The sequence below is a fragment of the Helicobacter pylori SA213A genome (assembly GCF_000476275.1).
GTDB classification, from domain to species: Bacteria; Campylobacterota; Campylobacteria; order Campylobacterales; family Helicobacteraceae; genus Helicobacter; species Helicobacter pylori_CL.
Genome location: NZ_CBOM010000005.1, coordinates 36883 through 59583, shown reverse-complemented (window position 1 = coordinate 59583; position 22701 = coordinate 36883). Strand labels below are relative to the sequence as shown.

Genomic DNA, 22701 nt, shown 5'->3' with positions numbered 1-22701 from the left:
AAGGGTTAGATATGGAATTTTTAGTTCAAAAGATAGGCATGAGCCGCACCATTGACGCTAACAGCACGCCTGTAACCTTGCTTAAAGTCTTGCAAGCGAAAGTGTGCCAATTAGAAAACGGGAAAGCTTTAGTAGCCTATGCGATGCATAAAAAACACAATAAGGCGATTGAAGGCCAGCAAAAGAAATACCAACTCAGTAAAGAGTTTAACCATTTCGCTACCTTAAAAGCTTCCCAGCAAAAAGAGTTGGGCGATTTGGATTTGAGTGCTTTAGAAACGCTTAAAAGGGTTAAAGCGAGCTTTAAAACTAAGGGAAGAGGCTTTGCGGGGGTGATGAAGCGTTGGAATTTCCAAGGTGGGCCTGCCGCTCATGGGAGCCGTTTCCATCGCCGCCCTGGTTCTATTGGTAACCGAGAATGGCCAGGAAGAGTGCAAAAGGGTAGGAAAATGGCAGGGCATTATGGCAATGAGCTAGTTACTTGCCAAAACGAGGTGCTCTCTTTTGATAAAGAAAGTATGGTGTTAGTGCTAAAGGGTTCAGTGGCCGGCTTTTCTGGGGCTTATGGACGCATTAGAGCGGTATAAAACCATACATTGAATATAATATAAAGGGTTTGATATGAGTAAGGCCATCGTTTTAGACAGCCATTTGAAAGAAAAGGGTAGCGTGGAGTTACCTAAAAGATATGAGGGTATCAACAGCCATAACCTCTATCTTTATGTGAAACATTATTTATCTTCTGCGCGCGCTAATACCGCTAAAAGTAAAAACCGTTCTGAAGTGAGCGGGGGCGGTAGGAAGCCTTGGGCGCAAAAAGGGGGCGGAAGAGCTAGAGCAGGGAGCATCACTTCGCCTGTGTTTGTGGGTGGGGGTGTCTCTCATGGGGCTACGAATAAGCGCAACTACAACCTTAAAATCAATAAAAAACAAAAACGCTTGGCTTTAGAATACGCTTTAGAAGAAAAAGCGCAAGCGAACAAGCTTTTTGTGGTGGAAAAAATCGCTATAAAGGGCGTGGTTGAAGACAACAAAAGAAAGCATTTGACTAAAGAAGCCAACCAAATGTTCCAGGCTTTAGAGCAACGAGACACTTTGTTTGTGTGCATGAACATGGACGAATACACCGAGTTAGCCTTTAGTAACCTTAAAAAATGCCTTATTGTTGATGTGAGCGAGTTAAACGCTTATCTTTTGGCGGCGTTTAGCTCTGTGGTGATGGAAGAAGCAGCGTTTCAGCATGTGGTGCAAGATAAGACAGAGGAGTAAAAAATGGCAGACATCATGGATATAAAGTCAATTCTTTACACTGAAAAGTCATTAGGATTGCAAGAAAAAGGTGTTTTAGTGGTCCAAACGGCTCAAAATGTAACTAAAAACCAGCTCAAAGAAGTGTTTAAAACTTACTTTGGCTTTGAGCCTTTGAAAATCAATTCTTTGAAACAAGAAGGTAAGGTGAAACGCTTTAGAGGGAAGCTTGGACAAAGAAAGTCGTTTAAGAAATTTTATGTGAAAGTTCCAGAGGGCGCTAGCATTGCCGCCCTTGGCGCGTAGAAAGGAGAAAGCGTTATGGCGATTAAAACTTATAAGCCCTACACCCCAAGCAGGCGCTTCATGTCGGTGTTGGACTCTAAAGACATTACCGCAAAAAGCAGTGTCAAAGGCTTGCTCACTAAGCTTAAAGCAACAGCAGGGAGAAACAATAACGGGCGCATCACCAGCCGCCACAAAGAGAGAGGGGCTAAAAAACTCTATCGCATTATTGATTTCAAACGCAACAAATACAATATTGAAGGGAAAGTGGCTGCGATTGAGTATGATCCTTACAGAAACGCGCGCATCGCTCTTGTAGTCTATCCTGATGGGGACAAACGCTATATTTTACAACCAAGCGGTTTGAAAGTGGGCGATAGCGTTATCGCTGCTGAAGGCGGTTTGGATATTAAAGTGGGCTTTGCGATGAAGTTAAAAAATATCCCTATAGGAACGGTGGTGCATAACATTGAAATGCATCCGGGGGCTGGCGGGCAATTAGCCAGAAGCGCTGGGATGAGCGCTCAAATCATGGGTAGGGAAAATAAATACACCATTCTTAGGATGCCAAGCTCTGAAATGCGCTACATTTTAAGCGAATGCATGGCGAGTGTTGGCGTGGTAGGGAATGAGGATTTTATCAATGTCTCTATCGGTAAGGCAGGGCGTAACCGCCACAGAGGCATTCGCCCACAAACTCGTGGTAGTGCGATGAACCCAGTGGATCACCCGCATGGTGGGGGTGAGGGTAAAACAGGGACAAGCGGTCATCCTGTATCGCCTTGGGGCACTCCAGCTAAGGGCTATAAAACTAGAAAGAAAAAAGCTAGCGACAAGCTCATCATTTCCAGAAAGAAACATAAATAAAGGTTAAAGAATGTCTAGGTCAATTAAAAAGGGTCCTTTTATAGACGACCACTTGATGAAAAAAACGCTCAAGGCAAAAGAGGGTAAGGATAACCGCCCGATTAAAACATGGTCTAGAAGAAGCACCATTTTGCCTGAAATGATTGGTTTTACTTATAATGTGCATAACGGAAGGGTTTTTGTCCCTGTGTATATCACAGAAAACCATGTGGGTTATAAGTTAGGGGAATTCGCTCCTACAAGAACTTTTAAAGGGCACAAAGGCAGTGTCCAAAAAAAGATTGGCAAGTAAGGGGGTAGAATGAGTAAAGCGTTATTAAAATTTGTGCGGTTATCTCCTACTAAAGCCAGATTGATTGCAAGACAGATCCAAGGCATGAACGCTGAATTAGCGATCGCTAGTTTGGAATTTACGCCCAATAAAGCAGCTAGAGTGCTTTCAAAAGTGGTGGCTTCTGCGGTCGCTAACGGCTCTTTAGACGCCAAGAGCGCTCTGATTGTTTCTTGCAGAGTGGATGCTGGCCCTGTGCTTAGGCGCTCCATTCCAAGGGCTAAAGGCAGAGCCACAGCCATTAGAAAGCCAACATCTCATGTATTCGTAGAAGTAGCAGAAGGGAAAGAAATGAAATCTTCTAAAAGCCATAAAAAAAATCAAGCAGAAGGTAAGTAGGGCATGGGACAAAAAGTTAATCCGGTAGGTTTAAGATTAGGTATTAATAGGAATTGGACTTCCAGATGGTTCCCTAGCGCTCGCACCGCTCCAAGCAATATTGATGAAGACAATAAGATCAGGAAATTCCTTAAAAAAGAGCTTTATTACGCTGGCGTGAGCGAGATTGTGATTGAAAGAGCGGCTAAAAAACTGCGCGTTACGGTCGTAGCGGCTCGCCCAGGGCTTATCATTGGTAAAAAAGGCGTGGATATTGAAAAAGTCAAAGAAGGCTTAAAAACGCTCATCAAAAAAGAAGTCTCCATTAATATTAAAGAAGTCAAACGCCCCCAAGCTGACGCCCAATTAGCCGCAGAAAATGTAGCCACCCAGCTAGAAAAAAGGGTCGCTTTCCGCCGCGCGATGAAAAAGGTCATGCAAGCGGCGTTAAAATCCGGCGCTAAAGGGATCAAGGTGCGCGTTTCTGGCCGTTTAGCAGGAGCTGAAATCGCTCGCACCGAATGGTATATGGAAGGGCGCGTGCCTTTACACACCTTAAGGGCTAAGATTGATTATGGCTTTGCTGAAGCGATGACGGTATATGGTATTATTGGCGTGAAAGTGTGGATTTTCAAAGGGGAAGTTTTGCAAAAAGGCATCCAATTTGAGAAAAAAGAAGAGGCTAAAGAAGAAAGAGAGCCTAGAAGAAGCAGAAGAGGGAGGCAATAATCATGTTAATGCCAAAAAGAACAAAATACAGAAAGCAAATGAAAGGGCGCAATCGTGGGAAAGCCCATCGTGGTAACTCTATTGCGTTTGGGGATATTGCGATTAAAGCCATAGAGCATGGGAGGATTGATTCACGCCAGATTGAATCCGCAAGGGTGGCTATGACAAGGCACATTAAAAGAGCGGGTAAGGTGTGGATTAGAGTATTCCCTGATAAGCCTTTGACCGCTAAACCTTTAGAAACGAGGATGGGTAAAGGTAAAGGCTCTGTGGAAAAATGGGTGATGAATATCAAGCCGGGCAGAATCGTTTATGAAATGCTAGGCATTGAAGAAGGACTAGCGAGAGAAGCTTTAGCGTTAGCTCAGAGCAAACTTCCTTTTAAAACCAAAATTGTAACTTGTGAGAGCGAAAATGAAATATACTGAATTGAAAGATAAGAGTATCAAGGAATTAGAAGAGTTGTTGCATGCTAAGAAAGCGGAGCTTTTTGAGTTGCGCGTTAAATTAAAGGCTATGCAATTGAGTAATCCTAACGAGATTAAGAAAGCCAGAAGAAATATCGCTCGCATTAACACGGCCATTAATGCGCATTATTTTTCTAGCGTTGAGTAAAAAAGGGTAAGCAATGAATACGAAAGAGCCGCATAAGAGGTTAGTGCAAGGCAAGGTCATCAGCAAGTTTGCTGAAAAAAGCACTGTGATTCTTGTGGAAAGAAAAGTGGTGCATGAAAAATACCGCAAGATTGTTAAAAAGTTCAAAAAATACACCATTCATGATGAAAACAATCAGGTGAAAGTAGGGGATTTTGTGAGCGCGATTGAGTGCAGACCGCTTTCTAAAACCAAGTCCTTCACGCTTAAAGAAATTTTAGTAGTGGGAGTATAAGCATGATACAGAGTTTTACAAGATTGAATGTCGCTGACAATAGCGGTGCTAAAGAAATCATGTGCATTAAGGTGTTAGGAGGCAGCCACAAACGCTATGCGAGCGTGGGTAGCGTGATCGTGGCTTCCGTGAAAAAAGCTATCCCTAATGGTAAGGTGAAGCGCGGTCAAGTCGTCAAAGCCGTTGTGGTGAGAACGAAAAAAGAAATCCAAAGGAAAAATGGTTCTTTGGTGCGTTTTGATGACAATGCAGCGGTGATTTTGGACGCTAAAAAAGATCCTGTTGGCACAAGGATTTTTGGGCCAGTGAGCCGAGAAGTGCGTTACGCTAATTTCATGAAAATTATTTCTCTAGCGCCGGAGGTTGTATAATGAAAAGCGAAATCAAAAAAAATGACATGGTGAAAGTCATTGCAGGAGACGATAAGGGTAAGGTCGCTAAGGTTTTAGCGGTGTTGCCTAAGACTTCTCAAGTGGTTGTTGAAGGGTGTAAGGTGGTGAAAAAAGCGATTAAACCTACTGATGATAACCCTAAAGGGGGCTTTATCCATAAAGAAAAGCCCATGCACATTTCCAATGTGAAGAAAGCCTAAGGAGTTGGATACATGTTTGGTTTGAAACAATTTTATCAAAATGAAGTGAGGGCAAAACTCGCTCAAGAATTAGACATCAAAAATCCCATGCTTTTGCCCAAGCTAGAAAAAATCGTTATCAGCGTGGGCGCTGGGGCTTATGCAAAAGACATGAAAATCATGCAAAATATCGCGCAAACGATTTCTTTGATTGCAGGGCAAAAAGCGGTTATCACTAAAGCGAAAAAATCCGTTGCAGGCTTTAAGATCAGAGAAGGCATGGCGGTAGGGGCGAAAGTTACCTTAAGGAATAAACGCATGTATAATTTCTTAGAAAAGCTGATTGTGATTTCGTTACCCAGAGTGAAAGACTTTAGAGGGATTTCACGGAATGGTTTTGATGGGCGCGGGAATTACACCTTTGGGATCAATGAGCAGTTGATTTTCCCGGAAGTGGTTTATGATGATATTATGGTCAGTCATGGCATGAACATCACTATGGTAACTTCTACGGACAACGATAAAGAAGCGTTCAAGTTGTTAGAATTGCTTGGATTGCCTTTTGCAAAAGTGAGATAAGGGGTTAATATGGCTAAAAAATCAATGATCGCAAAGGCTCAAAGGAAACCAAAATTTCAAGTAAGGGCTTATACTAGGTGCCGCATTTGTGGGAGACCTCATTCGGTTTATAGGGATTTTGGACTTTGTAGGGTGTGCCTAAGGAAAATGGGCAGTGAGGGACTCATCCCAGGCTTGAGAAAAGCCAGTTGGTAAGGATAAGATATGGTAAATGATATAATTGCAGATTCATTAACTCGTTTGAGAAACGCTTCTATGCGCCGCTTAGAATTCACACAGCTTTATTACGCAAAGATCGTGGTTTCTATTTTAGAGATTTTTAAAGAAAAAGGCTTCATTAAAGATTTCAATATCAAAGATAAAGACAAGAAACAATCGGTTTATGTGCAATTGGCTTATGATGAAAAAGGGCATTCAAAAATCAGCGAAGTGAAACGCTTAAGCAAGCCCGGTCGTCGTGTGTATAAACAAAAAAACGAGTTGAAGCGCTTTAAAAATGGCTATGGCGTGATTGTGGTAAGCACTTCTAAAGGGGTGATCACCAACGAAGAAGCTTACAGACAAAATGTCGGTGGCGAAGTGCTTTGCAGCATTTGGTAAAGGATTAAAAATGTCAAGAATTGGGAAAAGAATCATTGAAATTCCAAGCTCTGTGCAAGCGAGCGTTGAAGGGAGCAAGCTTCTTTTTAAAAACAGCAAAGAAAAGCATGAGTTAGAAACTCACAACCGCGTGAAAATCACGCTTGAAAACAACCAATTGAGCTTCCAGCCTGTGGGCGAAGACGCGCAGTCTAGGGCTTATTGGGGGACTTATGGGGCGTTAGCCAACAACATTGTAACAGGCTTAAGCGCCGGCTTTAGTAAGACTTTAGAAGTCAATGGCGTGGGCTATAAGGTGGCTTTGGGCAATAAAACTCTGGATTTGAGTTTGGGTTTTAGCCACCCGGTGAAATACCCCATTCCAGCAGGGATTGAAATGGTGGTGGAAAAAAACACGATCACGATCAAAGGGAGCGATAAGCAAAAAGTAGGGCAAGTCGCCGCTGAAATCAGGAACTTCAGACCCCCAGAGCCATACAAGGGCAAGGGCGTGAAATACAGCAATGAAGTCATTATTAGAAAAGCTGGTAAAACAGCTAAAAAATAAATAAGGTGGAGTGATGAACGCGAAAGCATTGTATAAAAAGAAAGCCTTAAGAGATCGCCGAAAATTAAGGATCAAAAGCAAACTCTTGGGCGATAAATTAAGGCCTAGGGTGAGCGTTTTTCGTTCGAATCGCTATTTCTATGCGCAAGCGATTGATGATGTTAAACAAAGCACTATAACGCATATTGACGGCAGGAAAATGGGCTTTAAAAACACGCAAGAAGACGCTAAAAAATTAGGCGCTCTCTTTGCTGAAGAATTGAGAAAAGCAGGGATTGAGCGAGCGGTTTATGACAGGAATGGTTACCTCTATCATGGCGTGGTGGCAGCGTTTGCTGAAAGCTTGAGAGAGAATGGGATCGCTCTATGACAGAAAGGAAAGGTATGGAAGAGATTAACAGAGAAGAGTTTCAAGAAGTCGTTGTGAATATTGGCCGTGTAACCAAAGTGGTTAAGGGCGGTAGGCGGTTTCGTTTTAACGCTTTAGTGGTTGTGGGCAATAAAAATGGGCTTGTAGGCTTTGGTTTGGGCAAGGCTAAGGAAGTCCCTGATGCGATTAAAAAAGCGGTAGATGATGCGTTTAAAAACCTGATCCATGTAACGATTAAAGGCACGACTATCGCTCATGACATTGAGCATAAATACAACGCAAGCCGTATTTTACTCAAACCGGCAAGTGAGGGAACGGGAGTGATTGCTGGGGGTTCAACGCGCCCTATCGTGGAATTAGCAGGCATTAAGGATATTCTCACCAAATCTTTAGGCTCCAACAACCCCTATAATGTGGTGCGCGCGACTTTTGACGCTTTAGCGAAAATCAAGGCGTAGTTAAAAAGGAGATATGATAATGGGATTAGAAAATTTAAAACCGGCTAAAGGTAGCGTTAAAAAAATCAAACGAGTGGGCCGTGGTCAAGGAAGCGGCATGGGAAAGACGGCCACTAGAGGCGGTAAAGGCCAAACCGCAAGGACAGGCTATAAGGCTAAAAGAGGCTTTGAAGGAGGGCAACAACCCTTGCAACGCCGTTTGCCTAAAATAGGTTTTAGGACTAAAGATTCTCATGTCTATTCTATCAATGTGGATAAAAATGAAGCGATCAAGCATTTAGAAGAAATCACTTTTTCAAGCTTGCGTTCTTTGCACCATTTCCCCCTTTATATTGAAGGCGTGAAATTGATCGGTAAAGACGCTAAAACTTTGGCTTCTAAAATTAAAGATGAGAGAATCAAAACAAGCGGGCAGAAGTAATGCCCCTATCAGCTTGATTTAAGAGGAATAAGTTATTATGAATAAAGCTATTGCTAGTAAGATACTCATCACTTTGGGTTTTTTATTTCTCTACAGAGTCTTAGCTTATATCCCCATTCCTGGCGTAGATTTAGCAGCGATCAAGGCTTTTTTTGACAGCAATTCCAACAACGCTTTGGGGTTGTTTAACATGTTTAGCGGGAATGCGGTTTCTCGCTTGAGCATCATCTCTTTGGGTATCATGCCCTATATCACTTCTTCAATTATCATGGAGCTTTTGAGCGCGACTTTCCCCAACCTGGCTAAAATGAAAAAAGAGCGAGACGGCATGCAAAAATACATGCAAATCGTGCGCTATTTGACCATTTTAATCACCCTAATCCAAGCGGTGAGCGTTTCAGTGGGTTTAAGGAGCATTAGTGGAGGAGCCAATGGAGCGATCATGATTGATATGCAAGTCTTTATGATCGTTTCAGCGTTTTCTATGCTTACAGGGACGATGCTGCTCATGTGGATAGGGGAGCAAATCACGCAAAGGGGCGTGGGGAATGGGATTAGCCTCATTATTTTTGCCGGGATTGTTTCAGGGATCCCATCGGCTATTTCAGGCACATTCAACTTGGTCAATACGGGCGTGATCAATATCTTAATGCTCATCGGTATTGTGCTGATTGTTTTAGCGACTATTTTTGCGATCATCTATGTGGAATTAGCTGAGCGCAGAATCCCTATTTCTTATGCGCGTAAAGTGGTGATGCAAAACCAAAACAAGCGCATCATGAATTACATTCCTATTAAGTTGAATTTAAGCGGGGTGATCCCCCCTATTTTCGCTTCAGCTTTGCTCGTGTTCCCTTCTACGATTTTACAGCAAGCCACAAGCAACAAAACCTTGCAAGCGGTTGCGGATTTTTTAAGCCCGCAAGGGTATGCGTATAATATTTTGATGTTCTTGCTCATCATCTTTTTTGCTTACTTTTATTCTTCTATCGTGTTCAATTCTAAGGATATTGCGGATAATTTGAGGCGTAATGGTGGGTATATTCCAGGTCTTAGGCCTGGAGAGGGGACTTCATCGTTTTTAAATTCTGTAGCGAGCAAGCTCACTTTGTGGGGTTCGTTGTATCTAGCGCTCATTTCTACCGTGCCTTGGATTTTGGTTAAGGCTATGGGCGTGCCTTTTTACTTTGGAGGCACAGCGGTGCTGATTGTGGTTCAAGTTGCTATTGATACCATGAAAAAGATTGAAGCACAAATTTATATGAGCAAGTATAAAACTTTAAGCGCGGTAGGCTTTTAATGGCAATCTCTATTAAAAGCCCAAAAGAAATCAAAGCTCTAAGAAAAGCTGGGGAATTAACCGCTCAAGCACTAGCCCTTTTAGAGCGAGAAGTAAGGCCTGGGATTTCACTTTTAGAGTTGGATAAAATGGCTGAAGATTTTATCAAATCCTCTCATGCTAGGCCTGCTTTTAAGGGGCTGTATGGATTTCCTAACTCTGTGTGCATGTCCTTAAATGAGGTGGTTATTCATGGCATTCCTACGGATTATGTTTTACAAGAAGGGGATATTATAGGCTTGGATTTGGGGGTGGAGGTGGATGGCTATTATGGCGATTCAGCTCTCACGCTTCCCATAGGTGCAATAAGCCCGCAAGATGAAAAATTGCTCGCTTGCTCTGAAGAGAGCTTGATGCATGCCATTAATTCAATTAGAGTGGGCATGCATTTTAAAGAGTTGAGTCAGATTTTAGAGAGTGCTATTACAGAAAGGGGCTTTGTGCCTTTGAAAGGATTTTGTGGGCATGGCATTGGTAAAAAACCCCATGAAGAGCCAGAAATCCCCAACTACCTAGAAAAAGGCGTCAAAGCTAATAGCGGCCCTAAAATCAAAGAGGGCATGGTATTTTGCTTAGAGCCTATGGTGTGTCAAAAACAGGGCGAGCCTAAAATACTAGCGGATAAGTGGAGCGTGGTTTCAGTGGATGGGCTTAACACAAGCCACCATGAGCATACTATCGCCATAGTTGGCAATAAAGCAGTGATTCTTACGGAGCGTTAATGGCAAGAGATGATGTTATAGAAGTGGATGGGAAAGTGATTGAGGCGTTGCCTAACGCCACTTTTAAGGTGGAGTTAGACAATAAGCATGTGGTGTTGTGCCGTATTTCTGGAAAGATGCGCATGCACTATATTAGGATTGCTTTAGGCGATAGGGTCAAGCTAGAGCTTACGCCCTATAGCTTAGACAAGGGTCGGATAACTTTTAGATATAAATAATTTAAGGGTTATTTCAATGAAAATATGTTAGTATAAAAGTTTTTAGTAGTGCCTAATTTTTTCAAAGGAGAAAAATCATGAAAGTCAGGCCATCAGTGAAAAAGATGTGCGATAAGTGCAAAATTATTAAAAGAAGGGGCGTTATTAGAGTCATCTGCGCTACCCCTAAACACAAACAAAGACAAGGATAAAGCATGGCAAGGATTGCTGGTGTGGATTTACCAAAAAAGAAGAGAGTGGAGTATGCCCTTACCTATATTTATGGGATTGGGCTTAAGAGTTCTAGAGAGATTTTAGAAGCGGTAGGCATTTCTTTTGACAAGCGCGTGCATGAATTGAGCGAAGATGAAGTGTCTAGTATCGCTAAAAAAATCCAGCAAAGCTACTTAGTAGAGGGCGATTTGCGTAAAAAAGTTCAAATGGATATTAAATCTTTAATGGACTTAGGGAATTATCGTGGGATCAGGCATCGTAAGGGTCTTCCTGTAAGAGGTCAAACCACTAAAAATAATGCTAGGACTCGTAAGGGTAAGAAAAAAACCGTGGGTAGCAAGTAGCGAATAAGGAGATGATGATTTAATGGCTAAGAGAAATGTAGTGGCTAAAAAGAAAGTAGTCAAAAAGAATATTGCGAGAGGGGTTGTTTATATTTCAGCGACCTTTAATAATACCAACATCACTATCACTGATGAAATGGGCAATGTGATTTGCTGGAGCACGGCGGGCGGTTTAGGGTTTAAAGGCTCTAAAAAATCCACCCCTTATGCGGCCCAACAAGCTGTAGAAAGCGCTCTAAGCAAGGCTAAAGAGCATGGCGTTAAAGAAGTGGGTATTAAGGTTCAAGGGCCAGGTAGTGGGCGTGAGACCGCCATTAAGAGCGTGGGCGCGACAGAGGGCGTTAAAGTGCTTTGGATTAAAGACATCACCCCGCTCCCTCATAATGGTTGCAGACCCCCTAAAAGAAGAAGAGTGTAAGGAGGCTTTATGGCAAGATATAGAGGCGCAGTAGAAAGACTAGAAAGGCGTTTTGGGGTTTCTTTAGCTTTAAAAGGTGAAAGGCGATTGAGTGGGAAGAGTGCACTAGATAAAAGGGCTTATGGGCCAGGCCAGCATGGGCAAAGACGCACTAAGACTTCTGATTACGGGTTGCAATTGAAAGAAAAGCAAAAAGCTAAAATGATGTATGGCATTTCTGAAAAGCAATTTAGGAGTATTTTTGTGGAAGCCAATCGCTTGGACGGCAATACGGGTGAAAACCTTATCCGTTTGATTGAAAGAAGATTGGACAATGTTGTCTATCGCATGGGGTTTGCGACCACTAGAAGCTCTGCTAGGCAATTGGTAACGCATGGGCATGTGCTTGTGGATGGTAAGCGTTTGGATATTCCCTCTTATTTCGTGCGTTCAGGGCAAAAAATTGAGATCAAAGAAAAAACCAAGAGCAACCCTCAAGTGGTGCGCGCGATGGAATTGACAGCTCAAACAGGGATTGTGCCATGGATTGATGTGGAAAAAGATAAAAAATACGGCATCTTCACCCGCTACCCTGAAAGAGAAGAAGTGGTTGTCCCTATTGAAGAAAGACTCATTGTAGAATTGTATTCTAAGTAAGGGGTTAGAGCATGAAAGTTATCAAAACAGCACCTTTGATCCCATCAGAAATTAAGGTGCTAGAGAAAGAGGGCAATCGGGTTAAGATTTCTCTGGCTCCATTTGAGTTTGGTTACGCTGTTACGCTCGCTCATCCTATTAGAAGGCTCTTGCTTTTAAGCTCTGTGGGGTATGCTCCCATAGGTTTAAAGATTGAAGGCGTCCATCATGAGTTTGACTCTTTAAGGGGGGTTACTGAAGATGTGTCGCTTTTTATCATGAATTTAAAGAATATCCGCTTTATAGCCAAGGCGTTAGTGGGGCAGGATAGCTCTTTAGAAAACCAATCGGTTGTGGTGGATTATTCTTTTAAGGGACCTATGGAGCTTAGGGCTAGGGATTTGAATTCTGAGCATATAGAAATCGTCAATCCGGAAATGCCCCTAGCGACAATCAACGAAGACGCTCAATTGAATTTTTCGCTCATTATTTATAAAGGAATGGGGTATGTCCCAAGCGAAAACACAAGGGAATTGATGCTTGAGGGCTACATGCCATTAGACGGATCTTTCACGCCGATTAAAAAGGTCGTTTATGAGATTGAAAATGTTTTGGTTGAGGGCGATCCCAACTATGAAAAAATCATTTTTGATATTGAAACAGACGGGCAGATTGACCCTTATAAAGCGTTTTTGTCAGCGGTGAAAGTGATGAGCAAGCAACTAGGCGTTTTTGGCGAAAGACCCATCGCTAACACGGAGTATTCAGGCGATTACGCTCAAAGAGATGACGCTAAAGACTTGAGTGCTAAAATTGAAAGCATGAATTTGAGCGCTAGGTGTTTTAATTGCTTGGATAAAATCGGCATCAAGTATGTGGGCGAACTCGTGTTGATGAGTGAAGAAGAGCTTAAGGGCGTGAAGAACATGGGTAAAAAATCCTATGATGAAATCGCTGAAAAATTGAATGATTTGGGCTATCCGGTAGGCACAGAATTGAGCCATGAACAAAGAGAGAGTTTAAAGAAAAGATTAGAAAAATTAGAAGATAAAGGAGGTAACGACTGATGAGACACAAACACGGATACCGCAAGCTTGGGAGAACCAGCTCGCACAGAAAGGCGTTATTAAAGAATTTAGCGATCGCTTTGATTGAGCATAACAAAATTGAAACAGGGATTTATAAAGCTAAGGAATTGCGCAGTTACATTGAGAAGTTAACGACAGCGGCTCGTGTGGGCGATTTTAATGCGCACCGCCATGTTTTTGCATATTTGCAAAACAAAGAAGCCACCCACAAGCTTGTAACTGAAATCGCGCCCAAATACGCACAAAGGAATGGCGGATACACTAGGATCCAACGCACCACTTTTAGAAGAGGGGACGCTTCCACTCTAGCCACCATTGAATTTGTGTGAAATTTAATAAACTGCTAGCCAAGATTTAGTCTTGGTTGGTGGTTATCGCTTTGATTTTATCTTTTTAAAAGAAGCGCTTAGAAGCTTTGATTTTGTTTTATTGATCATGAAATTTAAAAAATGCTAAAAAACATTTTCTGTAATCAAAATATAAAAGAGCTTAGTTAAGCGATAACCTCCAAACTGCAGAAATAAAGTAACTAAAAACCCATTTTTAAAAAATCAAAATAAACTCAAAACTCGCACTGGCTTTTATCCCACCCTTTAATTGAGCGGTATTTCTTGCATTTTTATTGAGATTTCTAATTGGTTTGATGATTTTAAGAAATCCAACTGCTGGAGGTTGATCCAGATGGATTCAAGTGTATTTTGAGACACGCTAGATATTGGCTATTCGTTTATGCTAAACTGCTTTGGATTTTAGCCGATATGAGTGATGGGTTGATTTGTTCGCTTTGTAGTGGTTTTGTTGAAAAAATATGAACTCCTATCATTGTGTCCGCCACACAATGCACATTAAAAACACTAAACCTACCACCTCCACGCAAAGCGAAACTGAATCAATCTTTCTATACTTGCTAACTCAAACGCTTCTTAACTTGACACAATATACAGACAAAAACTTGCCTAACAAAACCCGCTCATAAGAATTTTTGATACACCAACACCACCGATTTAGGTGTAGAGCTAAGGCTAAAAAAATGATCTGTAGCTTCATTGAGCGATCCAGAAAAGAGCGTTTTTAAATGCAAGTTTTTTAAGGGGTATTTGAGATTTTTAGAAGTGAATTGGGCTTTAAGATCCAGGCTAAAAAGCGAGATTTGCTCCCCTTTAAAACTAGGTAAAGTAAAAGGGGTTTCTAACACCCTAAAAAGACCATAGTCGCTTATGGCTTGGATTTTTTGGCAAAATTTAAAATACTCCAACAATAAAAAAGTGTTCGCTAAAGCGTGATCTTCTCGCTTGCCATTCAACCCTAAAAAATAAAGTCATCAAAGCCTTTATTCAAAGCATAAAAAAAGGCTTTGGACAAATCGTTGCTGTTTTGTTCGCTCATGCGTATAGGGTTATACAAAGCTTTCAAATGCGAATCAATGCTATCTAGATCGCCTATAACAACGCTGGGTTTGAATTGAAGTGCATGCAAGGACTGGACAGCCCCATCGCATGCGATTAAAAAGGGAGCGTTTTTTAAAAGGTCTAAGCATTTTTGAGATTTAGGAAACTCCCCATTGGCTAAAATCACTGCTTGCATGACTTGTTCCAGCGCTTAAGATAATACATGCCAATAAAAAGGTATAGAATCGTTGTGAAGAGTTGCACCAAGCTCTCTGTAGAAATTTGGAAAATACAAAACCACACGACAATAGACACGATATTCCCCAAAGTTACTAACGCATAATTCTCTACATAACGCAAAACTTGTAAAATAAAAGCAACAATAAAGATGACGAAATTAAAACTCTCTGCCCATAAAAAATTCGTTTTAATCTCTTTAAAAAACAAAGCGCTCACATAAGTTAAAACCCCTATGCCTAAAATGAGTATAAAACGCCAATTTTTGGGAAGTTTTTGAGCCTTGATAACGCCCTCATGCTGCTCTGTCTTTTTCCATGCGAACAGCCCATAAATCGTTACTGGCATATACAAAAAAAGGCATAAAATCACATCAGCGTTTAATTTCCACTGATAAGCGACATAAGCGTAACTCAAATTATAAACAAGACCAAACACAAAGCAAATCGTTTGCCTTTCTCCGGCAAAAAACGCATACAAAACCCCACTAAGCCCCGCTAAAAGATTGATAAACGAGCCTTTGACAAGGATATTAGTGATGGTTAAAAACACGCAAGAAAGAATGAGCGTAGCGTAAAATCGTTTGGATAGTTGGGTGGTTATTAACATGCTATTCCTTACGCAAGAATTACCTTGACAAGTTCTACGGGTTTGATCTCAGCCTTTTAAAAACTTGAGCGTTTTAAAAAGCACCCCTTAAATGCTCCTTATTGTAACACAAATCAGTGAGAACGCGCTTTAAAGTTTTTTTAATTTTTTACTCCCCCCTCCATTTAATGCTATTTGAGTTAAATCACCACCCTAATTTAGCGCAAAGCCTACAACAAATCCCAAAACACACAAGAAAGCCAAGCATAACCAAACCCTCTATAAGGAAGGTGCTAGGATGCCCGCAATACGCCGAGATCTCATGGATAGCGGCAATAAAGGGCATCGTTAAAAGCATCACATAAAAATCCCTTAGCCTTGCTCCTAACACAGCGTCATGAAACGCGCCAAAAAACCTAGCCTTAAAAATGGCTTTGAGAAACCTAGGGTATCTTACTTGGAAAGATTTATAACAATCCCTACCTCGTGGGTCAAATAAAAGGTTAGACAATAGGGTTGCTATTAAAAGCGTTAGCCATGCGTAATAGCTGTCTTTAGGGTTAAAAAGGATATCGCCTTGGCTCCAAGGAAATGTAGACAGACATCCAGCATAGACTATGACCACTGCCCATTGATATTCCCAGTCGCTCAAACGATTTTTGATATTCATGCTCTCTCCTTTCTTGCCCAAAGCTACCTATCATACACGAAATGACGATCATAGGTGGGTTCTCTTGGGGCTTGTGGCTCTCTATCAACGCCACGGATATAATCTTCTACCCTATCGCCTATTTCACGACCAAATTCTCTCCCTACTCCACCACCAACAAATCTCCCTAATCCAATACCCAATGGACCTCCAGGAGCCCCAATTGCTCCGCCCATTGCACCACCCACTGCACCCCCAACAGCTCCTCCTAAAAATCTGCCTAATTCACCCCTTGCCTCTATTTTAGGACTAGCTATAGCCACATTAGCCATTGCACCGCATAAAACCACTACACAACTAAATGTTCTTAATCCACTCATAACAAATCCTTTCATCAATTGAGATTCAAGGCATGTTTGGCACACCTTGATAAGAATATTTATACCACAACCCTATTAAAAGCATTGTTATAGATCGGAAAAATATCACAAGAAGCTCAATAAATGTTTTGTTTATACACAAATTACAATATTAAGGTAAATCATTGGTTTTATGGTTTTAGTATTTTTTAAGCGTTTTAGAGCGTTAAGTTTCAAGCATTAAAGCCTTTAATTGCGTTTTTACACCAACCGCTTAAAAATTGAACGCTTATTTTGAATATATTAGACGCTTTTTTATTTTTATGCTAAACTATTTGGAGTTTTGACCGATATGACTTCATACAGAGGTTAAACCAATCATAAATGGTAGGGTTAATTCCATCTCGCTCTGTAATAGGTTTGAAACCATGCATCTAAGATTGACTCCTATCTTGTAAGTGCCATACTACAAGTTCCCATAATAAAAACTTCTAAAAATCAAAACCTACAGAGCGAGATGGAATTAACCTTTTATGATTACAAAGGATAGCCAATCTTAAACAACATAAAGGTAATACAAGCCTTATAATATCATTAATCGCTATTCAAAATCACAGATATTTTAATACAGCGTTCAATTTTTGAAAACAAGAGCCCACTCACAAATCTTTTTAACAACAAATTTTTATACCATGTTGCGGGCTTTCGTGTTAGAATGCGTATTGAATTGATTTTAGGAGTGTAAAAATGCAAGTTTCACAATATCTGTATCAAAACGCGCAATCTATTTGGGGGGATTGTATTTCCCATCCGTTCGTTCAAGGCATAGGGCGTGGGACTTTAGAAAGAGATAAATTCCGTTTTTATATCATTCAGGATTATTTGTTTCTTTTAGAATACGCTAAGGTTTTTGCTTTGGGCGTGGTTAAGGCTTGTGATGAAGCGGTGATGAGGGAGTTTTCTAACGCTATACAAGATATTTTGAATAACGAGATGAGTATCCATAACCATTACATTAGAGAACTTCAAATCACTCCAAAAGAATTGCAAAACGCACGCCCCACTCTAGCGAATAAATCCTATACAAGCTACATGCTCGCTGAAGGGTTTAAAGGCTCTATCAAAGAAGTTGCGGTGGCTGTTCTGGCTTGCGCTTGGAGCTATTTAGTGATCGCGCAAAATTTAAGCCAAATCCCAAACGCTTTAGAGCATGCCTTTTATGGGCATTGGATTAAAGGCTATAGTTCCAAAGAATTTCAAGCGTGCGTAAATTGGAATATTAATTTGCTTGATTCCCTCACCCTCACTTCTTCAAAACAAGAAATTGAAAAATTAAAGGAGATTTTTATCACTACAAGCGAATACGAATATCTGTTTTGGGATATGGCGTATCAAAGTTGAATAAAGGTTTTTGTGCTGTTAGAAAAACGCAAGAGAAGAAGATATCTATCTCTTGCAAAACGATTATTGGGCGTAAGCTTCTAGTTTGAGCTCAATCTTTACCTCATCCCCGACGACAGCATCGCTAAAGGTTTTACCGATACCAAAATCCTTGCGGTTGATTTTGCCTTCAGCTTGTAGCACCATGAATTCTTTTTTATTCATGGGGTTTTGTAAGGGGGCTTGGATTTTGGCTTCCAATACGACAGGTTTGGTTACGCCATGAAGGGTCAAATCTCCATGGATTTTACCATCTTCGTATTTGGTCATTTTAAAGCTCCCTTTGGGGTATTTTACCACATCAAAAAACTCTGCTGTTTTTAGGTGGTCATCTCTTTTTTTGTTCCTAGTGTTAATGCTTTTAATATCAATTTTGCCTTCAAAAACATTGAGGGCTTTGGTATTAGGATCGGCATCAATTTTACCATCAAAATTATCAAACACGCCTCTTGTTTCATTGAATTTGAAGTGTTTGACCTCAAACCACACGCTAGAGTTTGCCTTATCAATCGTATAAGGTTTTGCAAACACCAAACTAACGCCCAAAAGGGTGAACATTAACGCTTTTTTCATTGTTTCCTCGCTTCATTTTGAATTAAAAACGCCAACTATACAACAAATTGGTTAATGGTAAAATACTCCTAATCATCTGTTTTAAGGTATAATACAAAAAATCCCCATTAGGTAGGTGTTGTTATGATAAAAAAGACCCTTGCATCAGTTTTATTAGGATTGAGTTTAATGAGTGTGTTAAATGCCAAAGAATGCGTTTCGCCCCTAACAAGAAGCGTTAAGTATCATCAGCAAAGCGCTGAGATCAGAGCCTTACAATTGCAAAGTTACAAAATGGCGAAAATGGCGCTAGACAATAATCTCAAGCTCGTTAAAGACAAAAAGCCAGCCGTCATCTTGGATTTAGATGAAACCGTTTTAAACACTTTTGATTATGCGGGCTATTTGACCAAACATTGCATCAAATACACCCCAGAAACTTGGGATAAATTTGAAAAAGAAGGCTCTCTTACGCTCATTCCTGGAGCGCTAGACTTTTTAGAATACGCTAATTCTAAGGGCGTTAAGATTTTTTACATTTCTAACCGCACGCAAAAAAATAAGGCATTCACTTTAAAAACGCTCAAAAGTTTCAAACTCCCCCAAGTGAGCGAAGAATCCGTTCTATTAAAAGAAAAAGGCAAGCCTAAAGCCGTTAGGCGAGAATTAGTCGCTAAGGATTATGCGATTGTTTTACAAGTGGGCGACACTTTGCATGATTTTGACGCGCTTTTTGCTAAAGACGCTAAAAACAGCCAAGAACAACGGGCTAAAGTCTTGCAAAACGCTCAAAAATTCGGCACAGAGTGGATCATTTTACCCAACTCTCTCTATGGCACATGGGAAGATGAGCCTATAAAAGCATGGCAGAATAAAAAATAAAGTTTATCCATCGCATAAGAACGATTTTTGCTAACATGACAAAAAATTTGATCTCTTAGGCGGAGTTATGGATTTTGTAGGGTTTGAAGATTTAAAATGCAAAGATAAAGAAAACTCTCAAAAAGTTTTTGTGATCCGTAACGACAAGTTAGGCGATTTTATTTTAGCCATACCCGCTTTAATCGCTCTAAAGCAAGCTTTTTTAGAAAAAGGCAAGGAAGTGTATTTGGGCGTGGTTGTGCCTAGCTATACCACCCCAATCGCTTTAGAATTCCCTTTCATTGATGAAGTCATTATAGAAGACAACCATTTGAGCACCACTCTCAAAAGTAAAACCATTGACGCTCTTATCTTTTTATTTTCTAATTTTAAAAACGCCAGACTCGCTTTTCGTTTGAGGAAATTTATTCCTTATATCCTAGCCCCTAAGACCAAAATTTATTCTTGGCTTTATCAAAAGAGCGTGCGCCAAAGCCGATCGTTATGCTTAAAAACCGAATACGAATACAATTTGGACTTAATCCATGCGTTTTGTAAAGATCATAATCTCCCTAACGCTTCAATTAAAAAAATCGCATGGAAGCTTAAAGACAAATCCAAAGAGCGATCCATCATCGCTTCAAAACTCAACGCTGATGTTGGTTTGTTGTGGATTGGCGTGCATATGCATAGCGGAGGCAGTTCGCCCGTATTGCCCGCTCCACACTTTATCAAACTGATTGATTGTTTACACAACAATTTGAGTTGTGAAATCATTCTTATTTGCGGGCCAGGCGAGAGGAAAGCCACAGAAGAACTCCTTAAAAAAGTCCCTTTCGCTCATCTCTATGATACGAGCCATAGTTTAGTGGATTTAGCCAAATTGTGCGCGAATTTAAGCGTCTATATCGGGAACGCTTCAGGCCCTTTGCATGTGAACGCTTTGTTTGACAACCAATCTATTGGGTTTTATCCTAACGAACTCAGCGCCTCCATTGCCAGATGGCGGCCTTTTAACGAGCATTTTTTAGGCATCACCCCGCCTAATGGCTCAAACGATATGGGTTTGATTGACATCAAAAAAGAAAGCGAGAATATTATTGAATTTATCGCACCCAATCTTTCTTGCACACAAGAAAGATAACGACAACAAGCACCACACAAGCAACCTTAACAACGCTCAAGAGTTGAATCTGATTAAAGTGGTTTTTCGCATTCCTAATTAAAATTTCTAATTTTCTCATAAATTGAGCCTTGAGAAATCCAATTTGAGTTTAAGTTAGATTAGCCCTTGCAGACTCTATAAGGCTATTAATTTATTGCCCATTTATCTATTTCTTGTAAAATACGAGTTTATTTTTAGTGTAAAGAAATTGATGGTTAGTCTTATAGAAAAAGCCCCTTACATTCCCTACCCCCTAGCTCTTTATGAAAAATTAGAGCGCGAGCACACCTTGCTTTTTGAAAGTGCTGAGATTGAGAGCAAAGCGCACACCAAATCCCTATTAATGGCTAAAGCCTGTTTGAAGCTAATTTGCAACCACAATATCGTAACCATCACTAGCCTAACGCCTAATGGTGGGGCGTTTTTGCAAAAATTGAGCGCGTTTTTTAAGACGCCCATACAAAACAACACCCTAACTTTAACCTACACCAAAAATAAAAAAACGCAAGATGAGTTTTTAAAACTCTTTGAGCCTAGCCCTTTTGACGCTTTAAGGGGGCTTTTTAAAAGCGTTAAGATAAATTCCAAACACCCCTTTACGCTTTTGAGCGCGGGCGTGTTTTCTTTTGAAATGCTCAATTTTTTTGAAGATTTGCCCCATTTAAAAGCAAAAGACAACACAGCGCATGATTTTATTTTTTATGTCGCGCAAAATTTGATCATCATAGACCACAAAGAAAAAAGCGCTGAAATTTTGGGGGCGTGTTTTGATAAACGCTTTAAAACAGAGGTGGCTAAAGAATTGCAAGATTTAAAAGAATTAGCTAAAAACATTCAAAGCGACTTTATCCCTAAAAAATCTAAGCAAAGCACAGAAGTTAGCGTTAATTGCGATGATAGCGAGTTTGAAAAAAAGGTGTTATCCTTGCAAGAAGAAATTAAAAAAGGCGAGATTTTTCAAGCGGTATTGTCGCGCAGTTTTTACATGGAGTGCTTGGAGGGTTTGAGTGCGTATTATCATTTAAAACTCTCTAACCCTAGCCCTTACATGTTTTATATCAAAGACAGCGATTTTATCCTTTTTGGGGCAAGCCCTGAGAGCGCCTTGAAATACAACGCTTTAACGAACATGGCTGAAATTTACCCCATTGCTGGCACTCGTTTAAGGGGTAAGGATAAAGAAGGGAATATTGATTACGATTTAGATAGTAAAATGGAATTTGATTTGCAACACGACTTTAAAGAAAGGGCTGAACACATCATGCTAGTGGATTTAGCCAGAAATGACATGGCCAGAGTTTCAAAAAAGCGTTATTGCGACAAGCTTTTAAAAGTGGATAAATATTCTAATGTCATGCATTTAGTTTCAAGGGTTGTGGGGGAATTGAAAAAAGGGTGCGATAGTTTGCATGCTTACAGGAGCTTTATGAACGCCGGCACGCTTAGCGGAGCGCCTAAAATCTCTGCAATCAAGCTCATTTACCAGTTAGAAAACCAAAGAAGAGGCTCTTATGGGGGGAGTGTGGGGTATCTAAATAGCGAAGGGTCTATGGATTCTTGCATCACTATCCGTTCATGTTTTGTCAAAAACAACCAAGCCGTGATCCAAGCAGGAGCCGGTATCGTTTTAGATAGCGTGCCACAAAATGAAGCGAATGAAACAAGAGCTAAAGCCCAAGCCCTTATTGATGCGATCAGGAAAACAAGCTTATGAAAATCTTTTTTATAGACAATTTTGATTCTTTCTCTTATAACTTGGTGTATGAATTGGAGTGCTTGGGCTATGAAGTGGCTGTTTATCAAAACGATATTGAGCCTAGTTACCTTATGGATTTAATGCTTAAAGAACCAACAACGCCCTTATTGTTTATTTCGCCCGGGCCTGGTAACCCTAGCAGTTCGGGCAATCTTTTAGAAATCATCGCAATGGCTAAAAAGAAATTCCCCATTTTAGGGGTTTGTTTAGGCTTGCAAGCCTTAGCACAAAGCTATGGGGCTAAAATCATAAGGAGTAAAGAAATCGTGCATGGCAAAGCGACCACTATCGCGCTCAAAAAGCATGCCGTTTTTAAAGGTTTAGGGGAGAGCATGGTGGTGGGTCGTTACCATTCTTTAATGGCGAGCGGGTTGCCTAAAAATTTAGAAGTGATCGCTGAGCACGACAATATCCCTATGGCCATTATCAATGAAGAAGATAAAATCTTAGCCTACCAATTCCACCCTGAAAGCATCATGACTTTACAAGGGAGGGCGTTGTTAGAGCAAAGCGTGGGGTTTTTAAGAGGGTTATAG

At 40.7% G+C, this 22701-nt stretch carries 37 protein-coding genes and 1 pseudogene; 33 read left to right on the top strand and 5 right to left on the bottom strand.

From position 1 onward, the window contains the following. The first annotated feature begins 11 nt into the window (after positions 1–11). The 28 genes from rplC to rplQ all read left to right on the top strand — a co-directional run bounded on the left by rplC (position 12) and on the right by rplQ (position 13499). Entirely contained in the window at positions 12–587 is a 576-nt protein-coding gene (rplC, locus tag QT74_RS03090; protein ID WP_000395313.1) for a 50S ribosomal protein L3, read from the top strand. Between the two features lie 34 nt (positions 588–621). Then, positions 622–1269, top strand: coding sequence for a 50S ribosomal protein L4 (rplD, locus tag QT74_RS03085; protein WP_033764545.1), 648 nt, complete (start codon positions 622–624; stop codon positions 1267–1269). Positions 1270–1272: 3 nt separating this feature from the next. After that, entirely contained in the window at positions 1273–1554 is a 282-nt protein-coding gene (locus QT74_RS03080) for a 50S ribosomal protein L23 (RefSeq protein WP_000763613.1), read from the top strand. 15 nt (positions 1555–1569) lie between these two features. Further along, positions 1570–2400 carry a 50S ribosomal protein L2 gene (gene rplB, locus QT74_RS03075; RefSeq protein WP_000985811.1) on the top strand — a complete coding sequence of 277 codons (831 nt, stop codon included), beginning with the start codon at positions 1570–1572 and terminating at the stop codon, positions 2398–2400. 10 nt (positions 2401–2410) lie between these two features. Then, positions 2411–2692: a 30S ribosomal protein S19 gene (gene rpsS, locus QT74_RS03070; protein WP_000091385.1), complete on the top strand. Its 282-nt coding sequence runs from the start codon at positions 2411–2413 to the stop codon at positions 2690–2692. A gap of 9 nt (positions 2693–2701) precedes the next feature. Beyond that, on the top strand, positions 2702–3070 hold the full coding sequence (gene rplV / locus QT74_RS03065) for a 50S ribosomal protein L22 (protein WP_000030349.1): 369 nt from the start codon (positions 2702–2704) through the stop codon (positions 3068–3070). Between the two features lie 3 nt (positions 3071–3073). Continuing rightward, complete coding sequence (gene rpsC, locus QT74_RS03060; protein ID WP_000529972.1) at positions 3074–3778, top strand: 30S ribosomal protein S3; 705 nt, start codon at positions 3074–3076, stop codon at positions 3776–3778. Between the two features lie 2 nt (positions 3779–3780). Beyond that, complete coding sequence (rplP, locus tag QT74_RS03055; RefSeq protein ID WP_000928961.1) at positions 3781–4206, top strand: 50S ribosomal protein L16; 426 nt, start codon at positions 3781–3783, stop codon at positions 4204–4206. Continuing rightward, complete coding sequence (gene rpmC / locus QT74_RS03050; RefSeq protein ID WP_033764543.1) at positions 4193–4393, top strand: 50S ribosomal protein L29; 201 nt, start codon at positions 4193–4195, stop codon at positions 4391–4393. The genes rplP and rpmC overlap by 14 nt, the downstream gene beginning before the upstream one ends. Before the next feature lie 13 nt (positions 4394–4406). Then, positions 4407–4667 carry a 30S ribosomal protein S17 gene (rpsQ, locus tag QT74_RS03045; protein WP_033764541.1) on the top strand — a complete coding sequence of 87 codons (261 nt, stop codon included), beginning with the start codon at positions 4407–4409 and terminating at the stop codon, positions 4665–4667. A 2-nt stretch (positions 4668–4669) separates the two neighbouring features. Next, complete coding sequence (rplN, locus tag QT74_RS03040) at positions 4670–5038, top strand: 50S ribosomal protein L14 (RefSeq protein ID WP_000616110.1); 369 nt, start codon at positions 4670–4672, stop codon at positions 5036–5038. After that, complete coding sequence (gene rplX, locus QT74_RS03035; RefSeq protein WP_000834238.1) at positions 5038–5259, top strand: 50S ribosomal protein L24; 222 nt, start codon at positions 5038–5040, stop codon at positions 5257–5259. Before rplN ends, rplX begins: the two co-directional genes overlap by 1 nt. Before the next feature lie 12 nt (positions 5260–5271). Further along, on the top strand, positions 5272–5817 hold the full coding sequence (gene rplE, locus QT74_RS03030; RefSeq protein WP_000467371.1) for a 50S ribosomal protein L5: 546 nt from the start codon (positions 5272–5274) through the stop codon (positions 5815–5817). Positions 5818–5826: 9 nt separating this feature from the next. Then, positions 5827–6012 (top strand): type Z 30S ribosomal protein S14, encoded by a 186-nt coding sequence (locus QT74_RS03025; protein WP_001085694.1) that lies wholly within the window; start codon positions 5827–5829, stop codon positions 6010–6012. 9 nt (positions 6013–6021) lie between these two features. Further along, the gene (gene rpsH / locus QT74_RS03020; RefSeq protein WP_000245802.1) at positions 6022–6417 is read left to right on the top strand and encodes a 30S ribosomal protein S8; all 396 of its coding nucleotides are present in this window, start codon (positions 6022–6024) and stop codon (positions 6415–6417) included. 10 nt (positions 6418–6427) lie between these two features. Next, the gene (gene rplF / locus QT74_RS03015) at positions 6428–6964 is read left to right on the top strand and encodes a 50S ribosomal protein L6 (RefSeq protein ID WP_033764539.1); all 537 of its coding nucleotides are present in this window, start codon (positions 6428–6430) and stop codon (positions 6962–6964) included. A 13-nt stretch (positions 6965–6977) separates the two neighbouring features. After that, positions 6978–7334, top strand: a complete 357-nt coding sequence (gene rplR / locus QT74_RS03010) for a 50S ribosomal protein L18 (RefSeq protein WP_033764536.1) — start codon at positions 6978–6980, stop codon at positions 7332–7334. A gap of 14 nt (positions 7335–7348) precedes the next feature. Then, complete coding sequence (gene rpsE / locus QT74_RS03005) at positions 7349–7792, top strand: 30S ribosomal protein S5 (protein ID WP_001860543.1); 444 nt, start codon at positions 7349–7351, stop codon at positions 7790–7792. A gap of 19 nt (positions 7793–7811) precedes the next feature. Beyond that, positions 7812–8213, top strand: a complete 402-nt coding sequence (rplO, locus tag QT74_RS03000) for a 50S ribosomal protein L15 (RefSeq protein WP_033602313.1) — start codon at positions 7812–7814, stop codon at positions 8211–8213. Positions 8214–8250: 37 nt separating this feature from the next. Next, on the top strand, positions 8251–9513 hold the full coding sequence (secY, locus tag QT74_RS02995) for a preprotein translocase subunit SecY (RefSeq protein WP_001030187.1): 1263 nt from the start codon (positions 8251–8253) through the stop codon (positions 9511–9513). Beyond that, entirely contained in the window at positions 9513–10274 is a 762-nt protein-coding gene (map, locus tag QT74_RS02990; protein ID WP_033764534.1) for a type I methionyl aminopeptidase, read from the top strand. The genes secY and map overlap by 1 nt, the downstream gene beginning before the upstream one ends. Next, positions 10274–10492, top strand: a complete 219-nt coding sequence (infA, locus tag QT74_RS02985; protein WP_000090248.1) for a translation initiation factor IF-1 — start codon at positions 10274–10276, stop codon at positions 10490–10492. The genes map and infA overlap by 1 nt, the downstream gene beginning before the upstream one ends. Before the next feature lie 77 nt (positions 10493–10569). Further along, complete coding sequence (gene rpmJ, locus QT74_RS02980) at positions 10570–10683, top strand: 50S ribosomal protein L36 (protein ID WP_000868339.1); 114 nt, start codon at positions 10570–10572, stop codon at positions 10681–10683. Between the two features lie 3 nt (positions 10684–10686). Continuing rightward, positions 10687–11049, top strand: a complete 363-nt coding sequence (gene rpsM, locus QT74_RS02975) for a 30S ribosomal protein S13 (RefSeq protein ID WP_000090809.1) — start codon at positions 10687–10689, stop codon at positions 11047–11049. 22 nt (positions 11050–11071) lie between these two features. Continuing rightward, positions 11072–11467, top strand: coding sequence for a 30S ribosomal protein S11 (gene rpsK, locus QT74_RS02970; RefSeq protein ID WP_001129297.1), 396 nt, complete (start codon positions 11072–11074; stop codon positions 11465–11467). Between the two features lie 9 nt (positions 11468–11476). Then, entirely contained in the window at positions 11477–12103 is a 627-nt protein-coding gene (gene rpsD, locus QT74_RS02965; RefSeq protein ID WP_000135258.1) for a 30S ribosomal protein S4, read from the top strand. 11 nt (positions 12104–12114) lie between these two features. Further along, positions 12115–13149 carry a DNA-directed RNA polymerase subunit alpha gene (locus QT74_RS02960; protein WP_033764531.1) on the top strand — a complete coding sequence of 345 codons (1035 nt, stop codon included), beginning with the start codon at positions 12115–12117 and terminating at the stop codon, positions 13147–13149. Then, positions 13149–13499 carry a 50S ribosomal protein L17 gene (gene rplQ / locus QT74_RS02955; protein WP_001216119.1) on the top strand — a complete coding sequence of 117 codons (351 nt, stop codon included), beginning with the start codon at positions 13149–13151 and terminating at the stop codon, positions 13497–13499. Before QT74_RS02960 ends, rplQ begins: the two co-directional genes overlap by 1 nt. 641 nt (positions 13500–14140) lie before the next feature. Here rplQ and QT74_RS02950 read toward each other — a convergent pair. From QT74_RS02950 to QT74_RS02935, 4 genes and pseudogenes are all read right to left on the bottom strand, one after another. Beyond that, positions 14141–14754, bottom strand: a pseudogene (locus tag QT74_RS02950) (thiamine diphosphokinase). Then, on the bottom strand, positions 14742–15404 hold the full coding sequence (gene pnuC, locus QT74_RS02945; RefSeq protein WP_033764529.1) for a nicotinamide riboside transporter PnuC: 663 nt from the start codon (positions 15402–15404) through the stop codon (positions 14742–14744). The pseudogene QT74_RS02950 and the gene pnuC overlap by 13 nt, the downstream one beginning before the upstream one ends. A 184-nt stretch (positions 15405–15588) precedes the next feature. Beyond that, a complete protein-coding gene (locus QT74_RS02940; protein ID WP_024750994.1) occupies positions 15589–16053 on the bottom strand; it encodes a hypothetical protein in 465 nt (154 codons plus the stop codon). 23 nt (positions 16054–16076) lie between these two features. Further along, positions 16077–16412, bottom strand: a complete 336-nt coding sequence (locus QT74_RS02935; protein ID WP_033615928.1) for a hypothetical protein — start codon at positions 16410–16412, stop codon at positions 16077–16079. 726 nt (positions 16413–17138) lie between these two features. Here QT74_RS02935 and tenA point away from each other — a divergent pair. Beyond that, positions 17139–17792 carry a thiaminase II gene (tenA, locus tag QT74_RS02930; RefSeq protein ID WP_033764526.1) on the top strand — a complete coding sequence of 218 codons (654 nt, stop codon included), beginning with the start codon at positions 17139–17141 and terminating at the stop codon, positions 17790–17792. Between the two features lie 63 nt (positions 17793–17855). On the opposite strand, the gene QT74_RS02925 is transcribed toward tenA, so the two are convergent. Beyond that, the gene (locus QT74_RS02925; RefSeq protein WP_033764524.1) at positions 17856–18404 is read right to left on the bottom strand and encodes a YceI family protein; all 549 of its coding nucleotides are present in this window, start codon (positions 18402–18404) and stop codon (positions 17856–17858) included. A 123-nt stretch (positions 18405–18527) separates the two neighbouring features. Between QT74_RS02925 and QT74_RS02920 the strand changes: the two genes are divergently transcribed. The 4 genes from QT74_RS02920 (at position 18528) to QT74_RS02905 (ending at position 22701) form a co-directional block, all read left to right on the top strand. Further along, positions 18528–19265: a 5'-nucleotidase, lipoprotein e(P4) family gene (locus QT74_RS02920; protein WP_024111883.1), complete on the top strand. Its 738-nt coding sequence runs from the start codon at positions 18528–18530 to the stop codon at positions 19263–19265. 67 nt (positions 19266–19332) lie between these two features. Further along, a complete protein-coding gene (locus QT74_RS02915; RefSeq protein ID WP_033764522.1) occupies positions 19333–20388 on the top strand; it encodes a glycosyltransferase family 9 protein in 1056 nt (351 codons plus the stop codon). A 232-nt stretch (positions 20389–20620) separates the two neighbouring features. Next, on the top strand, positions 20621–22123 hold the full coding sequence (gene trpE / locus QT74_RS02910; protein ID WP_033764520.1) for an anthranilate synthase component I: 1503 nt from the start codon (positions 20621–20623) through the stop codon (positions 22121–22123). Further along, complete coding sequence (locus QT74_RS02905) at positions 22120–22701, top strand: aminodeoxychorismate/anthranilate synthase component II (RefSeq protein WP_033764518.1); 582 nt, start codon at positions 22120–22122, stop codon at positions 22699–22701. The genes trpE and QT74_RS02905 overlap by 4 nt, the downstream gene beginning before the upstream one ends.

Coding starts and splice junctions, on each gene's coding strand:
- rplR (WP_033764536.1), top strand. CDS start 6,978: ATGAACGCGAAAGCATTGTATAAAAAGAAAGCCTTAAGAGATCGCCGA.
- rpsK (WP_001129297.1), top strand. CDS start 11,072: ATGGCTAAGAGAAATGTAGTGGCTAAAAAGAAAGTAGTCAAAAAGAAT.
- rpmC (WP_033764543.1), top strand. CDS start 4,193: ATGAAATATACTGAATTGAAAGATAAGAGTATCAAGGAATTAGAAGAG.
- QT74_RS02925 (WP_033764524.1), bottom strand. CDS start 18,404: ATGAAAAAAGCGTTAATGTTCACCCTTTTGGGCGTTAGTTTGGTGTTT.
- QT74_RS02960 (WP_033764531.1), top strand. CDS start 12,115: ATGAAAGTTATCAAAACAGCACCTTTGATCCCATCAGAAATTAAGGTG.
- rplC (WP_000395313.1), top strand. CDS start 12: ATGGAATTTTTAGTTCAAAAGATAGGCATGAGCCGCACCATTGACGCT.
- QT74_RS03025 (WP_001085694.1), top strand. CDS start 5,827: ATGGCTAAAAAATCAATGATCGCAAAGGCTCAAAGGAAACCAAAATTT.
- QT74_RS02940 (WP_024750994.1), bottom strand. CDS start 16,053: ATGAATATCAAAAATCGTTTGAGCGACTGGGAATATCAATGGGCAGTG.
- rplD (WP_033764545.1), top strand. CDS start 622: ATGAGTAAGGCCATCGTTTTAGACAGCCATTTGAAAGAAAAGGGTAGC.
- rplF (WP_033764539.1), top strand. CDS start 6,428: ATGTCAAGAATTGGGAAAAGAATCATTGAAATTCCAAGCTCTGTGCAA.
- QT74_RS03080 (WP_000763613.1), top strand. CDS start 1,273: ATGGCAGACATCATGGATATAAAGTCAATTCTTTACACTGAAAAGTCA.
- QT74_RS02905 (WP_033764518.1), top strand. CDS start 22,120: ATGAAAATCTTTTTTATAGACAATTTTGATTCTTTCTCTTATAACTTG.
- rplX (WP_000834238.1), top strand. CDS start 5,038: ATGAAAAGCGAAATCAAAAAAAATGACATGGTGAAAGTCATTGCAGGA.
- trpE (WP_033764520.1), top strand. CDS start 20,621: ATGGTTAGTCTTATAGAAAAAGCCCCTTACATTCCCTACCCCCTAGCT.
- rplV (WP_000030349.1), top strand. CDS start 2,702: ATGAGTAAAGCGTTATTAAAATTTGTGCGGTTATCTCCTACTAAAGCC.
- rpsM (WP_000090809.1), top strand. CDS start 10,687: ATGGCAAGGATTGCTGGTGTGGATTTACCAAAAAAGAAGAGAGTGGAG.
- map (WP_033764534.1), top strand. CDS start 9,513: ATGGCAATCTCTATTAAAAGCCCAAAAGAAATCAAAGCTCTAAGAAAA.
- rplB (WP_000985811.1), top strand. CDS start 1,570: ATGGCGATTAAAACTTATAAGCCCTACACCCCAAGCAGGCGCTTCATG.
- secY (WP_001030187.1), top strand. CDS start 8,251: ATGAATAAAGCTATTGCTAGTAAGATACTCATCACTTTGGGTTTTTTA.
- pnuC (WP_033764529.1), bottom strand. CDS start 15,404: ATGTTAATAACCACCCAACTATCCAAACGATTTTACGCTACGCTCATT.
- rpmJ (WP_000868339.1), top strand. CDS start 10,570: ATGAAAGTCAGGCCATCAGTGAAAAAGATGTGCGATAAGTGCAAAATT.
- rpsS (WP_000091385.1), top strand. CDS start 2,411: ATGTCTAGGTCAATTAAAAAGGGTCCTTTTATAGACGACCACTTGATG.
- rpsH (WP_000245802.1), top strand. CDS start 6,022: ATGGTAAATGATATAATTGCAGATTCATTAACTCGTTTGAGAAACGCT.
- rpsQ (WP_033764541.1), top strand. CDS start 4,407: ATGAATACGAAAGAGCCGCATAAGAGGTTAGTGCAAGGCAAGGTCATC.
- rplP (WP_000928961.1), top strand. CDS start 3,781: ATGTTAATGCCAAAAAGAACAAAATACAGAAAGCAAATGAAAGGGCGC.
- QT74_RS02935 (WP_033615928.1), bottom strand. CDS start 16,412: ATGAGTGGATTAAGAACATTTAGTTGTGTAGTGGTTTTATGCGGTGCA.
- rplN (WP_000616110.1), top strand. CDS start 4,670: ATGATACAGAGTTTTACAAGATTGAATGTCGCTGACAATAGCGGTGCT.
- QT74_RS02920 (WP_024111883.1), top strand. CDS start 18,528: ATGATAAAAAAGACCCTTGCATCAGTTTTATTAGGATTGAGTTTAATG.
- QT74_RS02915 (WP_033764522.1), top strand. CDS start 19,333: ATGGATTTTGTAGGGTTTGAAGATTTAAAATGCAAAGATAAAGAAAAC.
- rpsC (WP_000529972.1), top strand. CDS start 3,074: ATGGGACAAAAAGTTAATCCGGTAGGTTTAAGATTAGGTATTAATAGG.
- rpsE (WP_001860543.1), top strand. CDS start 7,349: ATGGAAGAGATTAACAGAGAAGAGTTTCAAGAAGTCGTTGTGAATATT.
- rplQ (WP_001216119.1), top strand. CDS start 13,149: ATGAGACACAAACACGGATACCGCAAGCTTGGGAGAACCAGCTCGCAC.
- rplO (WP_033602313.1), top strand. CDS start 7,812: ATGGGATTAGAAAATTTAAAACCGGCTAAAGGTAGCGTTAAAAAAATC.
- tenA (WP_033764526.1), top strand. CDS start 17,139: ATGCAAGTTTCACAATATCTGTATCAAAACGCGCAATCTATTTGGGGG.
- rpsD (WP_000135258.1), top strand. CDS start 11,477: ATGGCAAGATATAGAGGCGCAGTAGAAAGACTAGAAAGGCGTTTTGGG.
- infA (WP_000090248.1), top strand. CDS start 10,274: ATGGCAAGAGATGATGTTATAGAAGTGGATGGGAAAGTGATTGAGGCG.
- rplE (WP_000467371.1), top strand. CDS start 5,272: ATGTTTGGTTTGAAACAATTTTATCAAAATGAAGTGAGGGCAAAACTC.